Annotated in this window: 11 protein-coding genes; 2 read left to right on the top strand and 9 right to left on the bottom strand. The window is 76.6% G+C overall.

Features of this window, described 5'->3' with window-relative positions; all coding sequences use genetic code 11:
- The 4 genes from H291_RS0104930 to H291_RS28710 all read right to left on the bottom strand — a co-directional run bounded on the left by H291_RS0104930 (position 1) and on the right by H291_RS28710 (position 4,977).
- Positions 1-591, bottom strand: coding sequence for a winged helix-turn-helix domain-containing protein (locus H291_RS0104930; RefSeq protein WP_020013868.1), 591 nt, complete (start codon positions 589-591; stop codon positions 1-3).
- A 75-nt stretch (positions 592-666) separates the two neighbouring features.
- Positions 667-2,004 (bottom strand): hypothetical protein, encoded by a 1,338-nt coding sequence (locus tag H291_RS28720; protein WP_020013867.1) that lies wholly within the window; start codon positions 2,002-2,004, stop codon positions 667-669.
- Complete coding sequence (locus H291_RS28715; protein ID WP_198012403.1) at positions 1,985-3,505, bottom strand: hypothetical protein; 1,521 nt, start codon at positions 3,503-3,505, stop codon at positions 1,985-1,987. The genes H291_RS28720 and H291_RS28715 overlap by 20 nt, the downstream gene beginning before the upstream one ends.
- 11 nt (positions 3,506-3,516) lie before the next feature.
- Complete coding sequence (locus H291_RS28710; RefSeq protein ID WP_020013865.1) at positions 3,517-4,977, bottom strand: condensation domain-containing protein; 1,461 nt, start codon at positions 4,975-4,977, stop codon at positions 3,517-3,519.
- A gap of 187 nt (positions 4,978-5,164) precedes the next feature.
- Here H291_RS28710 and H291_RS0104910 point away from each other — a divergent pair, with 187 nt between their 5' ends.
- Entirely contained in the window at positions 5,165-6,721 is a 1,557-nt protein-coding gene (locus H291_RS0104910; protein ID WP_020013864.1) for a hypothetical protein, read from the top strand.
- A gap of 11 nt (positions 6,722-6,732) precedes the next feature.
- Here the strand turns inward: H291_RS0104910 and H291_RS0104905 are convergent, their stop codons facing one another.
- The gene (locus tag H291_RS0104905) at positions 6,733-8,088 is read right to left on the bottom strand and encodes a glycosyltransferase (protein WP_026365406.1); all 1,356 of its coding nucleotides are present in this window, start codon (positions 8,086-8,088) and stop codon (positions 6,733-6,735) included.
- A 92-nt stretch (positions 8,089-8,180) separates the two neighbouring features.
- Between H291_RS0104905 and H291_RS0104900 the strand changes: the two genes are divergently transcribed.
- Positions 8,181-9,581, top strand: a complete 1,401-nt coding sequence (locus H291_RS0104900) for a hypothetical protein (RefSeq protein WP_020013862.1) — start codon at positions 8,181-8,183, stop codon at positions 9,579-9,581.
- A 213-nt stretch (positions 9,582-9,794) separates the two neighbouring features.
- Here H291_RS0104900 and H291_RS0104895 read toward each other — a convergent pair whose 3' ends face one another.
- The 4 genes from H291_RS0104895 to H291_RS0104880 all read right to left on the bottom strand — a co-directional run bounded on the left by H291_RS0104895 (position 9,795) and on the right by H291_RS0104880 (position 14,334).
- Positions 9,795-10,685 (bottom strand): ketopantoate reductase family protein, encoded by an 891-nt coding sequence (locus H291_RS0104895; RefSeq protein WP_020013861.1) that lies wholly within the window; start codon positions 10,683-10,685, stop codon positions 9,795-9,797.
- Positions 10,682-11,092, bottom strand: a complete 411-nt coding sequence (locus H291_RS0104890) for a hypothetical protein (protein WP_020013860.1) — start codon at positions 11,090-11,092, stop codon at positions 10,682-10,684. Before H291_RS0104890 ends, H291_RS0104895 begins: the two co-directional genes overlap by 4 nt.
- Positions 11,093-11,251: 159 nt before the next feature.
- On the bottom strand, positions 11,252-12,673 hold the full coding sequence (pntB, locus tag H291_RS0104885; RefSeq protein WP_020013859.1) for a Re/Si-specific NAD(P)(+) transhydrogenase subunit beta: 1,422 nt from the start codon (positions 12,671-12,673) through the stop codon (positions 11,252-11,254).
- Positions 12,670-14,334 carry a Re/Si-specific NAD(P)(+) transhydrogenase subunit alpha gene (locus H291_RS0104880; RefSeq protein WP_020013858.1) on the bottom strand — a complete coding sequence of 555 codons (1,665 nt, stop codon included), beginning with the start codon at positions 14,332-14,334 and terminating at the stop codon, positions 12,670-12,672. Before H291_RS0104880 ends, pntB begins: the two co-directional genes overlap by 4 nt.
- Positions 14,335-14,406: the final 72 nt, after the last annotated feature.

Raw genomic sequence — 14,406 nt, 5'->3', positions numbered from 1 at the left:
CTACGGGCGCGACGGGAAAGCACGCGCGAACAAGAAGACGTGCTCGGCGCCCTCCTCGGCCGCCTTCTCGTCCGACGCCGCAGCGCGCCCCCGCTCCTTCCAGCGCAGCACCACCTCGTTGATCTCGGCGCTCAGCTGCTCCAGCTCGCCGGGGGTCAGGCGCAGCCAGCTGTCGGTCGAGAGCTCGGCCCGGCTCCACTCGTCGTCCTGCTCGGAGCGCTCCAGCCACGCGCGGGCGCGCTCGACCTGGCGCGCCAGCATGAACTCCTCGGCGGCCACGGCCTGCCGCTGGCTCTCCGCGTCCGGCGGCAGGGTCGACCGGCCCCAGGTGATGGACCGCGAAGCCCGCCGCCACCAGCGTTCGCGCCGGTCCCGGGCCAGCTCCGGCGCCTCCTCGACGAGCTCGGCGGACGCCAGCACCCGCATGTGGTGGCTGATGCTCCCGACGGCCAGCCCCGTGCGCTCCGCCAGGGTCGACGCCGTGGCCGGCCCGTCGGCGGTCAGCGAGTCGAACAGGCGGGAACGGGCCGGGTTGGTCAGGGCCGCGACCGCCCGGGCCTCGGTGAGCGTGCGGACGTCGTCGGTAGCCATGCAGGCAGGGTAGGACGGCGCCGCTTGCCGCGTCGCCCCCGATGCCCCCTGCCCCGGGACGCCCCGGAGGCGGGCTCAGCCCGCGAGCGTGGTCAGCAGCTCCGACCAGCGGGCCAGGACGGCGTCGACCGTGGCGACCGCCGTCGGGGTGCGGGGCATGCGGGCGCGCACCGCGATGCCCTCGTCGGTGCGGGACACCCAGACCTGGAGGTCGTCGGCCCGGGTCGCGGCCGAGACGTGGTGTGCGGCCCGCCCGGCGGACGCCGCGTGCCCGGGCAGCCGCCGGTAGTCCAGGTAGGACACCTGGAAGATGTCGACGCGCGGGAACCGCAGCGGGCCGGGCAGCGTCTCGACGACCTGCTCGAGCGGCACGGCGGCCAGCTCGCGCGCGGCCCGCAGGGCCTTGCCGGTGGCGGCCAGCGCGCCGTCGGCGTCGTCGCCGGTCTCGATCCGCAGCGGCACCGTGGTGGTGTGCCAGCCGACGGCGCGGCGGGCGGCGTCGTCGCCGCGGGTGTGCACTGGCAGCAGGGTCTCCAGCGTGGCGGGCCCGCCCAGGTCCGCGACGGCGCGGGCGAGGGTGACCAGCACGGCCGCCGACGTCGACGCGCCGGCCGAGCGGGCGCGCCCGGCGACGGCGTCCGCGGTCGCGGCGTCGGCCAGCGGGCGCACGACGGTGCGCTGCGGCGCCCGCTTGCCGTCGGGCACGCCGAGGGGCAGCGGGAACGTGGGCAGCGCCCAGCCGCGGTCGCGCAGGAACCCGTGCCAGGTCGCCAGGCGCGGGTCGTCGGCGCCGACGAAGGGCGGGCCGGCGGCGGTGGGCAGTTCTGCGGGGCCGCCGCGCCCGACAGGGCCGCCCTCCCCCGCGTGCTCCGCGTACCGGGCCGCCAGCTCGTCGACGACGACGGTGGTCGACCAGGCGTCGGTGTGCAGATGGTCCATGCCGAGCACGACCGTCGACCGGTCCGGGCGGCTGACCGCGGCGGGCAGGAACGCCGGGTAGCCGAACGGTGCGCACCGGCGGGAGAGCTCGGCTGCGAGGTGCTCGCGGGTGTCGTCGGCCGTCCTGGTGACGGGGCCGTCGTGGCGGTGCCAGGCCAGCCCGGCGGCATCGTGCCGCACCAGACCCACGGCCTGCGGGGCCGGCCGGCGGACCGCCTCGACCCGGAGGCCCGGGTGGGCGGCCACGAGGTCGCGGAACGCGGCCTCCAGCGCGTCGCGGTCCACGGGCCCGTCGACGTCGAACGCGGCGGTGATCCACACGCTCGGCTCGCCGGCGTGAGCGCCCAGCAGGTGGTTGCGCTGGTTGTAGGTGGGTGTGGCCGACGTCGGCACGAATCCCGGGCGCGGCGTGACGTCCCAGGTGATCACCTGGCCCGGCGCCGGCGCCCAGAGGTCAGCCGACAGGACCCGCACCGGTCGCCTCCAGGCGCTCGTCCCGGACGGCGTCGCCCGCGCCGGGCGCTCCCGGCGCGGCGACCGCCGCCGCGAACGTGGCCCGCAGCTCGGCGAGGTAGCGGTCCACGGCGGCCTGCGCCGCGGGGGTGTCCGGCGTCTGCGTGACGACGTACAGCCGCTCGTGGTCACGGTTGACCCACAGCGACGCGTTCGCGGTGCGGCCCTCCCCCGTGAAGTGCAGGCCGTTGTCGTACGCGGGCCGGCCCACGCCGGGGAACCGCCGCAGGTCGAGGTAGCTGATGAGCTGCGGGCTGCCGAGCGACGCCGGGTCGAGCACGCCGCCGGCGAGCATGACGCCGAGCGCTGCGTGCACCGGCACCTCGGCGGCCTTCCGGGCCTGGCGGAACGCGGCGTCCGCGACCGGCAGGACGGCGTCGAACGGCGCTGGGCCGGCGCCGTCGGGCACGGGGAAGGTGACTGGCGCGAAGTTGCACAGCCAGCCCTGGGCGGTCTCGAAGCCGGGCCCGCGCGTGCCGACGACGGTCACGCCGAACCACGTGTCCGCGCCGGTCAGCCGGGTGTCCGTGAGCGCGATCCCCGCGAACACCGCACCGGTGAACCGGGCGCCGTGCGCGGCGGCGAGCTCGTCCATGCGGGCGAGGCCGGCGGCGTCCAGCAGGGTCGCCGACCGGATCTTCACGGGCGCGGTCTCGCCGGGCGGCAGGCCCAGGTCCAGCGCGAACTGCGGCAGCTTGCCGGCGTGCGCGGTCACGGCCGCGGACCAGGCCTGGATCTGGGGCGCGTCGGGCGGGGTCGCCGCGGCGAGCTCGTGCTCCGCGCTGGCGTGCGCCAGGAACGAGCCGACGGTGGGCGGCGGTTCGGGTCTCGACAGGCTCGACCCGCGGGCGGCGTCCGCGTCCGAGCCGGCGAGCTCCGCCGCGTACAGCTCCTCGATCTCGCTGAGCACCATGAGCTGCGACCCGCCGTCGGTGAACGCGTGGTCGCAGCCCCAGAACAGGCCGAACCCGTCGTCGGTCACCACGGCGCCGAGCGCGAACGGCGCCCAGGAGTCGGGGCGGCACGCGGCGTCGAAGGTCGCGGTGAGGTGCCCGGTGACCCACTCGTCCCAGGACAGGCCGGGGGCCGGCGAGAGGGCGGGCACGGGCTCGGCCGTGAAGCCGACGACGTCCGCTGGCACCAGGTGCCGCACCGGGGCGCCGCCGTCGGTGCAGGGGTCGACGTCGAACCAGGTGCGCAGGCCCTCGTGCCGCCGCACGAATTGGGTCAGGGCGCGGGCGAGCGCGGCGCCGTCGAACGGCCCGTCGAGGTGGGTCGCGGTGCCGGTCCAGGCGCGGTGCGTGCCGCCGGACGCGCGGCGCGCCGCGTAGGCGCGCAGGTGGTCGCCCTGCAGGAACGACGGCGGGCCGGGGTCCACCGGGGCGGCCTGCGCGGCGGCGAGCGCCTCCGGCGTCGGCCGCAGGTGGACCACCCGCCCGGGGAGGGCGGTCCAGGTACCCATGGCGCCCAGGATCATGCGACCGCCCCGATCGTGCCGGCGGTGCCGAAGGCCCGGAAGCCGGCGCGCAGCTCCTCGATCAGAGCGTCCATGGCGGAGTGCGCCTCCGGGGTGTCGGGGTAGCGGGTGGAGACGTTCAGCCCGTCGTGCGTGCGCAGGAACCAGAGGTAGAGCTCGTCGGTGCCGTACGCGGGGCTGCGGAGGGTGCGGGCGTCCCAGGCGCTCCAGCGCTCGGCGCCGGGCACGAAGCGGGTGTCCACGTACGAGACGGCGAGGTGGGGGCCGTCGGTGATGCCGCCCAGCTCGGCGATGCGCGCGAACGAGTAGCGCACCAGGGGCTTGCCGGCCGCGACCGCGGCGTGCACGCGCTCGACGGCGGTGGTCAGGGCGTCGCCGTCGACCATGCGGGCCGGGCCGCCGCGACCGTCGACCTCCCGCAGCAGGGGGTCGGTGCCGGTCAGGTCGAGGTCCACGGGGCACAGGCCCACGTACCAGCCGACGGCGGCGGCGTGCTGCGGCGCGTAGCGGGTGTGCATCGGCAGCACGAACCGGAGCCGGTCCAGGCCGTGCACCTTGCGCGCGGCGTGCGCGAACGCGGCCAGCACGCCCGACTGGGCGGAGGCGCCGCGGGCGCGGCTGCGGGCGCTGAGGTCGTCGGTCTGGTCCACGGTGGCGAGCCACGCCGAGCGGGACGCCTGCGGGCGGCCCGCCTCGGCGGCGTCGGCGGCGGGGCGGGTGACCGTGCCGTAGCGCGGGAAGGTCGCGTCGGCGCCGAGGAAGTCGAGCCAGCGGTGCACGGGCTCGCCGTCGGCGGCGAGCGTCATGGCGAGCTTGCGGTCGTCGGCGGAGAAGTCGACGTGGGAGCCCACCTCGAGGGTGCGGAGCTCGGCGTCGGGCACGCCGCGGCGGGCGGCGTCGTACAGCGAGACGATCTCCTCGAACCACAGGAGCTGGGAGTAGGCGTCCATGACCGAGTGGTCGGCGCCGAAGGCGAGCACGAAGCCGTCGTCGCCGGCCGGGCCGCTGCCGTCACCGGGGGCGGCGGGGACCACGGTGGCCAGCACGCAGTGCGGCCAGGCGGTCGGCGAGACGTCGGCGAGCAGGCTGGGCAGCAGCGCCGTGACCTGGTCGGCGCTCAGGTCGCCCACCACGAGGTCGCGGATGGCGACGGCCTCGGCGGGGGCGGTCACGCGCCGCCAGCCGGCGCCGGCGTCGCGGGTGACGGTGGTGCGCAGCACCTCGTGCCGGCTCACCCAGGCGTGGATCGCGCGGCGCAGCGGCTCGGGCTCGTACGGTCCGGGCACGCGCAGCACCGACCCGATCCAGGACCCGGGGGCGGAGTCGCGCAGGTGCGCCTCGTGCCCCGGGGACAGCGCGCGGGGGTCCTGCTGCCACCGCCCGGCGTCGGCGCGTGGCGTCCAGGACGTCACGGTTCCGGCGGGCAGGTCGTAGGCCGACAGCTCGGTGTATTCCATGCGTGCGCGTCCCTCGATCGGTCTGTGGGCACGGCCAGCACGACGTCGGACGAGTTCCGCGGTCCCCTTGCGGCGACCTTTATACCGGATTCGCCGGGTGAAAGTTAGTCCCCCCGTAATGCCCGGTATGGTCACATGCTGAAGCCCACGGTCCCCTCGGGACCGGTATCCGACCCGGGAGACGAGCGTGACGGACCCGCCACCCGCACTGCGCCTGCAGTTCGCCGACGACATGTTCCTGCGCCGCCACGAGGGCGCCACGAGCCCGGCCGTGAACCAGGTGCTGTGGCGCCTGGACGGCCCGTTCGACGCCGACCGGCTGCGTGACCTGGGCGCACGCCTCGCCGCGGGGTCGCTGCACCGGCGCGTGGTGCGCTCCCGCGTGCCGGGCGCGCGGCACCGCTGGGCGCCGGCCGGCACCCTCCCGGTGGTGGACCTGCAGACCACGGCCGTGGCCGAGGACCGCCTCGGCGACTGGGCGCAGACCCAGGCCGACGTGCCACTCGACCCGGCCCGCGGGCTCTCCTGGCGCATCTCCGCCGCGGACGTCGTGGCGCGGGCCGGCACCGGCGCCGCCGGGACCGTCGTCGGGGGCGTCGTCTCGCTCACCTGCGCGCACGCCGTCGCCGACGGTGCCGCGCTGATCGACGCCGTGGTGCGCGCCGCCACGAACGCCGAGCCCATCGTGGTGCCCGCGCCCGAGCGCGGCACCCGCGCCCTGCTCGCCGACGCCGCCGACGCCGCGGCGCAGGCCGCCGCCGTCGGCCGCTGGGCGGGGGCCAAGGCGCGGGCGAGGGCGCAGTCCGCCGCGCGCGAGATCGGGGGCACGCGGGCACCCGCGGGCACGGTGCACGAGCCGGTGCCGCCGCCCCCGCCGGAGGCCGGGGAGGCCGCCGGGGTCGCCGGCCACGCCGGGGCGGGGCCGGCCACCCGGGTCATGCCCGCGGTGGTGGGTGCGCCGAACGGGCCGGGGATCGTTCCGGGTACCGCGGCGGAGCCGGTCGGCCCGGGCGCACCGGTTCCCGCCGCCGTCGCCCAGGCCGCACCCCAGCCCGCCGACGACGCCGCCTGGCGCGCGCCCGTACTGCACGTCGAGCTGCCCTCGGACCAGGTGACCCAGGCCGCGGCCGCGCACGGCGGAACGCCCAACACCTGGTTCGTGGCGTTCCTCGCCCGCCTGGTGCACGCGACCGGCCGGTTCCCGGGCGAGCCCGTGCCCGTGGCGCTGCCCGTCTCGACCCGCGACGCCGACGACCCGCGCGCCAACTCGACCAAGATCGCTCGGGTCACCATCCCGGCCGACGTCCTGGCCCACCGCGACCTCGGCTGGGTGCGGGCCGCCGCCAAGGAGGCCTACACCGCCGTCGGGCAGGCGGAGGCCGGGCTGGCCCCGGTGCCGCTCGAGCTGGTGCAGATGCTGCCCGACACCCTGGTGAGCCGGCTGCCGCAGCCGCCGGTCGCGGCGGCCCTCGCGTCCAACCTGGGCCGCCCGCCCGAGGGGTACACCCACGCGGCGGGCACCGCGGTGCGCTCCGTCGCGACCCTGTCGCACTACCAGGGCGCGACGGCCGCCGAGCTGCGCGCGGCGGGCGGTGGGCTGGTCGCGTTCTGCACCACGGTGGGCCGCACGACGACGCTCAGCGTCGCCGCCCTCGACCCCGACCGCGTGGCCGACGCCGCGACCCTGCGCCGCCTGGTGCTGGCCGAGGCCGAGGCCTGGAAGCTCCCGGCGGCGCCGTGGTGAGAGGGCGGGGTTCAGGCCCCGTCCTCCACCGCGTCGGCCGCCGCCGCGACCGCCCGGTCCGGGGGCACCAGGCGCGCCCCGAGCGTGGCGGCGCGGGCCGCGGTGGCCTCGTCGAGCACCTCGGCAAGCGCCCCGGCGAGCACTCCGGGCTGCGTGAGCGTGCTCGCCCGGCGGGCCACGCCCACGCCCGTGCCGCGCAGCAGGTCGCCCCACATCGGCTGGTCGGCGGAGTACCAGCCGACGACGGCGGGCAGGCCCGCGCGCAGTGCGGCCGCCGTCGTGCCGGCTCCGCCGTGGTGCACCGCGGCGCGGCAGCGGGGCAGCACGGCCGCGTGGTCGACGGCGCCGACCACGCGCACCCGCTCGGGGTCCGGCCCGGCGGCGCGCGCCGCGCCGTCGGGCCCGGCACCGGGGCGATCCGCCCCGCCGTCCGACCCGGAGAAGTCGTTCCAGCCCGCGCTGACCAGGGCCCGCACGCCGAGCTCGGCGCAGGCCGCCTCGACGGCCGCGAGCAGGGCGCGCGGGTCGGCCACGGGCATGGAGCCGAAGCCCACGTAGACGGGCGGCTCGCCGTCGTCGAGCCAGGTGTCGAGGCTCGCCGAGGCGCCCGCCCCGCCGCCGTCGGCCCCGGAAGCCGAGCCGGCCTCTCCGAGCCGCGCCCGGGCGGCGTCGTCCAGCGCGAGGAACCCCGTGAGCGGACGCCGCGGCCCCCACTCGTCGACCAGCCCCGGCGCGAGCGCGGGGTCGTAGGCCTGGACCTCGACCGCCCCGGCGTCGCGCAGCCGCGTGGGCAGGTGCACGCGCGTGCCGCCGAGCCCGAGCGCGGCGCGCTGCTCGTTCTCGGCGCGGCGGGTCAGGCCCCAGCGCACCCGCTCCCCCAGCGTCCAGACCGCCCGGGTGGTGCGCGGGCCGCGCACGCCGCTGACGGGCGAGACCACGCCGTTGGCCCGCACCGGGCAGTAGTGCAGGGCGGCCATCCGCAGGCCGCGCCGCTCGGCGACGGCCGCGGCCACCTCCTGGCCCAGCAGGCCCGTGACCACCGTGTCTGCGCCGCCCACGTCGTCGAGCAGCGCCGTCAGCCCGGTGCGCAGCTCGTCCCAGCCGGCCGACGCCACGGCGCGCAGCGCCCGCACCCGCCGCACCGGGTGGGCCGACCGCATGTCGCGCCGCACGAGGTCCGAGCCCAGCAGGGCCGCGGAGTCGATGCCCAGCGGCACCGGGTCCAGGCCGAGCCGGCCGGCCAGCGGCACCAGGTTGGGGGCCACGCCGGTCACCACCTCGTGCCCGCGCCGCCGCAGCTCGAGTGCGACCGCGAGGGCCGGCTGGACATCTCCTCGACTGCCCACCAGGGCAAAGACATGACGCACGCGCGCACCCTACCCACCAGCCCGGCACCGGAGATCCCTTGACCAGCCCAGTGACCAGCCCGCCGAACAGTCCGCCGACGACCCGCTCCCCCGTGACGAGCAACCGCCTGACCTACGACGACGACCTGTTCCTGCGCACCCGCCGGGTGCTCGGGGTGGCCGTGGTCAACCAGACCGTCTGGCGCATCCCGGCGCCCCTCGACGTCGACGCGCTGCGCGCCCTGCACCGCGCCCTGGCCGAGGGCCCGCTGCAGCGCGTGGTGCGGCCGGGCCGCCTGCCGGGCGCCCGCGCCCGCTGGTCGGCGTCGACCAGGCTGCCCGACCTGCTCATCGGCTCCGCGCCCGTGCCCGAGCCCGCGGTGCTGGCCTGGGCCGAGCAGCAGGCGCAGGTGAACCTGGACCCGGAGACCGGCCCCACCTGGGCGCTGTCGGCGGCGCGGACCACCAGCGGCGGGACCGTGCTCAGCTTCGTCACCTCGCACGTCGTGGCCGACGGCGGGATGCACGTGGGCGCCTTCGAGGCCGCCGTCGCCGGCGCCGCCGCGCGCGGGGCGTTCGCGGGCGGGTACGCCGAGGGCGCGCCGTCGTCGTCGGGCCGTCGCCTGCCGAAGGAGGGCGAGCGGATCCGGACCGGGCTCGTGGCCGACCTGCGCGACGCGACGAGCCAGGCGCGGGCCGCCGTCGGCGGGCTGCGCAAGATGGCGCGGCAGGGTTCGGTGCCGCCGATCATGGCACAGCAGTCGGCGGACCGGCCGCGGCCCGCCCCGCGCCCCGACGACGCCGAGCTCGCCCACCCGCCGATCGTCGTCGTCGACACCGACGCCTCGACCTGGCACCGCGCGGCCCACGCCGCGGGCGGGACGGCGAACAGCCTGCTCATCGCGGTGTGCACGGAGATCCTGCTCGCCGCCGGCGCGGCGACGGCCGGGATGCCGGTGCGCGTCTCGCTGCCCGTGAGCCTGCGGGAGCCCGGCGACCTGCGGTCGAACGCGACCTCGGGCGTGTCCATCGCCGTGGACACCACGGTGACGCCCGCGCCCGAGCGGGCCGGCGTGATCGCCGACATGACCCAGATCCGGTCCCGCGCGAAGGCTGAGTTCGCGGCCCTGACCTCGGGCACCCGGGTGGACACCCTGGGCCCGCTCAAGCCGCTCATGCAGATGGTGCCGGACGCCGTCGCCAAGATGGCGGCGCGCGACGGCACCGCGCCGCTCTGCCTGGCCTCCAACCTCGGGCGGCTGCCCGCGGCGTTCGCCGCCCCGATGGGGACGCCGGCCTCCAGCGTGCTCATGCGCGGCGTGACGCAGGGGCTCACGCGCGGGCGGCTGCGGCAGATGCGCGGCGGGCTGGACTCCTGGTGGTCCGAGCACAACGGCATCGCGACGCTGGCAGTGCTCGGGCTGGACGACGCCCGGCTCGGCACCCCGGCCCAGGTGAGGGCGGCGGTCGAGAGCGTGTACGCGCGACACCGGCTCCCGGTCCGCTTCTGGTGAGGTCGGGCCGCTGACCCCGGCCGCCCATCCGCTGGTCGACCTCCCCTTTGAGGCCTAAGTTTCTTCGCTTTGAGCCAGCTCAAAGCGAAGAAACTTAGGCCTCGAAAAAGTGGGGTCCCGCGGAAACAGGGCCGGCCGACGTCGGCCCGGCAGCCCGTCGGACCGGCAGTCCGTCGACCCGGCAGTCCGTCGACCCGGCAGCCCGGCAGCCCCTCAGGCGACCGACGCCGCCAGCCGGTCCACCGCCGCCGTGAGCACCGGCAGGTCGATGCCGTGCCGACCGCCCGCGCGCAGGATCGCGCCGCCGATCGCGTCCAGCTCGCCGGGCCGCCCGGCCGACAGGTCGGCCTCCAGGGAACCGACCGTCAGGGGCGGCATCCCGCCGAGCAGCGTGCGCAGCTCCGCGCCGGTCGACGGCACGCCCTCGGCCGTGGCGACGGCGGCGATCTCGTCGAGCAGGGCGGCGGTGAGCGCCGGGTCGCGGTCCAGTGCGTCGGCGATCCCGGTCTTCCACGTCGAGGTCAGCAGCGACAGGGCCGCCAGGAACCGCAGCTTCTTCCAGAGCACCTCGGCCTCGGTGCCGCCGGTCCGCAGCACCGCGCCGGTGTCCCGCAGGGCGGCGGTCAGGCCGAGGTCCGCGGCGTCGTCGGGCACCACGATGGTCAGCAGGTCGAACGAGTGCGTGACCGTCGCCGGGTCCGGCCCGCCCACGGGGGTGCGGCGCGTCTGGCCGGCGATCGTCGCGCCGAAGACGCGCGCCCCGGGCGCCGCAGCGCGCAGCGCCGCCATGTGCTCGACGCCGTTGAGCAGGGCGATCACCTCGGCCGGGTCGGCGTCGCGCAGCAGGTCGGCGGCCGCGGCCACGCCGTCCGCCTTGACCGCGACCAACACCTGGGCGCCGCGCGGCACCGTGGTGGACGCCGCCAGGGGTGCGTGCCACGAACCGAACATGTCGGAGACGACGTCGAGACCGTGCTCGGCGATGTGCGCGGCGGTGGCCTCCCGGGCGACGACGGTGACGTCGTGCCCAGCGCGCTGCAGGAGCGCGGCCATCAGCCCGCCGATCGCGCCGGGGCCGATCACCGCGACCGGCACGTCGCTCACGCGGCCATCCGCACCGGAGGGTGCCCCTTGGACTCGGGCAGCGCGGTGGTCCCGGCCGACCTGCGGCGGCGGATCGTCACCAGCACACCGGCCGACGCCGACGCGAACGCCAGCACGCCGAACCCGGTGGACCACGCGTCGAGCTCGACCGAGAGCGTGAAGGCCACGATCGCGCCGACCGGCGCCAGCATGCCCACCAGCACGGACACCCGTGTCAGGCGCAGGGCCCGCGCGATCCGCGCGACCCCCCAGCCGACGACCGCCCAGGTGAGGACGGTCAGCGCGGCGCCGCCGATCGAGGCGAAGATCTCACCGGCATTGTGCGCGCCGGAGGGCGGCCCGAACCAGAAGAGCTCCGTGGTCGCCACAAGCACCAGGAACCCCACGATCGCGGCCGTTCCGGTCACGAGAGAGCGTGTCAACACTCGGCCTCCGCACTGAGGGACTACGCCGGACTTTCCTGGCGCGCCCCTTTATACCAACTCGTTACCGCGCGGTGTCAGCGCGTCACCGTCAATTCACCCACAGACAGCCACCGGAATGCAAAAGGTGCTGGTCGCGGCGGATCACAGCGCCTGGACGATCAGTTCCACCTGTTCCTTCGCGTCGCCGAAGAGCATGGCGGTGTTCTCGCGGAAGAACAGCGGGTTCTGCACACCCGCGTACCCGGTGGCCATGGACCGCTTGAAGACGACGACCTCGCGAGCCTGCCACACCTCCAGCACGGGCATGCCCGCGATGGGCGACGCCGGGTCGTCCTGGGCGGCCGGGTTCACGGTGTCGTTGGCCCCGATCACCAGCACGACGTCGGTCTCGGGGAAGTCGTCGTTGATCTCGTCCATGCCGAGCACCTGGTCGTAGGGCACCTTCGCCTCGGCGAGCAGCACGTTCATGTGCCCGGGCAGCCGCCCGGCCACGGGGTGGATGCCGAACCGCACGGTGGTGCCGCGCGCGGTGAGCCGGGACACGAGGTCGGCCACCGGGTACTGGGCCTTCGCCACGGCCATGCCGTAGCCCGGCACCACGATCACCGACCGGGCGGCGGTCAGCCGGTCGGCGACCTCGAGCGCCGTCGTCTCCCGGTAGGTGCCCGGCTCGGCCGGGCCGCCCGCGGCGGCCGCCGGGGTCTCGGCGCCGAACCCGCCCAGGATCACGCTGACGAACGAGCGGTTCATCGCCCTGCACATGAGGTAGCTGAGGATCGCACCCGAGGAGCCGACCAGGGCGCCCGTGATGATGAGCAGGTCGTTGCCCAGCATGAACCCGGCGGCCGCGGCCGCCCACCCCGAGTAGGAGTTCAGCATGGAGACGACGACGGGCATGTCGCCGCCGCCGATCGCCGCCACCAGGTGCCAGCCCAGGGCCAGCGCGACCACGGTCATCAGCAGCAGCGGCACCAGGCCGGCCGGGCCGGCCACCAGGAACCACCAGAGCAGGCCCGCGCAGGCGACGAGCGCGGCGAGGTTGAGCCAGTTGCGGCCCAGCAGCAGCAGCGGCGACGAGCGCAGCCGGGCCGACAGCTTGCCGAACGCGACCACCGAGCCGGTGAACGTCACGGCGCCGATGAGCACGCCGAGGAACACCTCGACCAGGTGGACGGTCTGGCCGGCGCCGGCGTCCGCCCCGCTCGTGGCGGGCTCGGAGAGGTAGGAGCCGAAGCCCACGAGCACGGCGGCCGCGCCGACGAACGAGTGGAGCAGCGCGATGAGCTCGGGCATCTGCGTCATCTCGACGGTGCGCGCCCGCCACGTGCCGACGGCCGCGCCCACCAGCAGCACGAGCAGGATCAGCCCGGCCGTGACGCCCACGGGCCGCTCGGAGCGGTCCAGCGCCAGCGCGATCGTCGCGACCAGCGCGAGCCCCATGCCGGTCATGCCCAGCAGGACGCCGCGGCGCGCGCTCTCCTGCCGCGACAGCCCGGCCAGCGACAGCACGAACAGCACCGCCGCGACCAGGTACACCGCCTGGACGATCGACTCGACGCTCATCGGTCACCCCCGTCGGCGGGGCTGTGGTGGAACATGCCGAGCATGCGGTGGGTCACCAGGAACCCGCCGAAGATGTTGATGCTCGCCACCGCCGAGGCCAGCACGGCGAGCGTGGTCACCACCGGGTCCGCCGAGCCGATCTGCAGCATCCCGCCCACCAGGATGATCCCGGAGATCGCATTGGTCTGGGACATGAGCGGGGTGTGCAGGGCGTGGCTGACGTGCGAGATCACGTAGAACCCGACGACGACGGCGAGGGCCAGCACCGTGAAGTGCGCGGCCTGGTCGGGCGGTGAGGCGGCCACGGCGAGCACGGCCAGGACGGCGGCGAGGCCGAGGAGCACGGTCCGGGCGAACGGCGCCCGGGCCCCGCTTTTCGGCGGTCGAACCCCGCTCTTCGCTGGTCGAGCTTGTCGAGACCCCGACTCCGCCGGTCGAGCTTGTCGAGACCCAGACCCCGCCGGTCGAGCTTGTCGAGACCCTGGTGAGGTCTCGACAGGCTCGACCAGCGAGGGCTCGACCAGCGACTGCGGCGCCGACACCGACACCGGGGGCGGAGGCCACAGCACCTCGCCGCCGGCCGCCACGGTCATGCCGCGCACGACGACGTCGTCCGGGTCGAGCGCCAGGACGCCGTCGCGCCCGGGCGTGCCGAGCTGGACCAGGTTGGCCACGGCGGTGCCGAGCAGCTCCGAGGTGTGCCGGGGCATGCGGTCGGGCAGGTCGGTGTACCCGAGCACGACGACACCGTTGTCGCTGACCACACGCTCGCCAGGCACCGTCAGCTCGCAGTTGCCGCCGCTCGGGGCCGCGAGGTCGACGATCACGCTGCCGGGCCGCATGCCGGCGACCATCTCGGCGGTGATCGTGGTGGGCGCCGTCCCGCGCACGAGCGCAGTGGTGACGACGATGTCCGCGCCGGCGGTCTCGACGGCGTACGCGCGCAGGGCCGCGGCCTCCTGGTCGGCGGTCAGCGCTGACGCGTACCCGTCGGCGCTGACCTGCTGCGCGGCGTCGTCGGCCCGGACCACCGTGGCGCCCATGGACTCGATCTGCTCCGCCACCTCGGGGCGCACGTCGAAGGCGCGCACCTGCGCGCCGAGGCTGCCCGCCGCGCCGATGGCCGCGAGCCCGGCCACGCCCGCCCCGATCACGAACACGTTCGCGGGCGGGGTGGTGCCCGCGGCGGTGACCTGCCCGGCGAACATGCCGCCGAACTCGGCGGCGGCCTCGACGACGGCCCGGTAGCCGGCGACGTTCGACAGCGCGCTGAGCACGTCGAGCGACTGCGCCCGGGAGATGCGCGGCACGGCGTCCAGGGCCAGGGCGGTGACACCGCGGTCCGCGAGCGCGCGCACCAGGTCGGGCCGGGCGGCGGGCGCGACCTGCGCGACGAGCACGGCCCCGGGGCGCAGGGCCGCCGGTCCGGGTGCGGTCAGGTCGTCGGGCGCCCGCGTGGCGACCACGACGTCGGCGGCCCACGCCTCGGCGTCGGGCACGACGGCGGCTCCCGCGGCCGCGTAGGCCGTGTCGGGGAAGCCCGCCCTCGCCCCGGCGCCGGCCGTGACGGCGACCTCGTAGCCGAGGCCGACCAGCCGGCCGGTGGTCGCGGGGGTGGCGGGCACGAGCGGCCCGCCGTCGTCCGGTACGCCGATGCGCATGTGACCCTCCTTGCTCACCCCCGCAACCTACCGCCGGGACCTCGCCGCCGGGCACTACCACCTGCCCAGGGG

It is taken from the genome of Promicromonospora sukumoe 327MFSha3.1, assembly GCF_000385135.1.
Lineage (GTDB): Bacteria > Actinomycetota > Actinomycetes > Actinomycetales > Cellulomonadaceae > Promicromonospora > Promicromonospora sukumoe_B.
The sequence above is the reverse complement of the archived record's forward strand: the minus strand, read 5'-3'. Positions and strand labels throughout refer to the sequence as shown.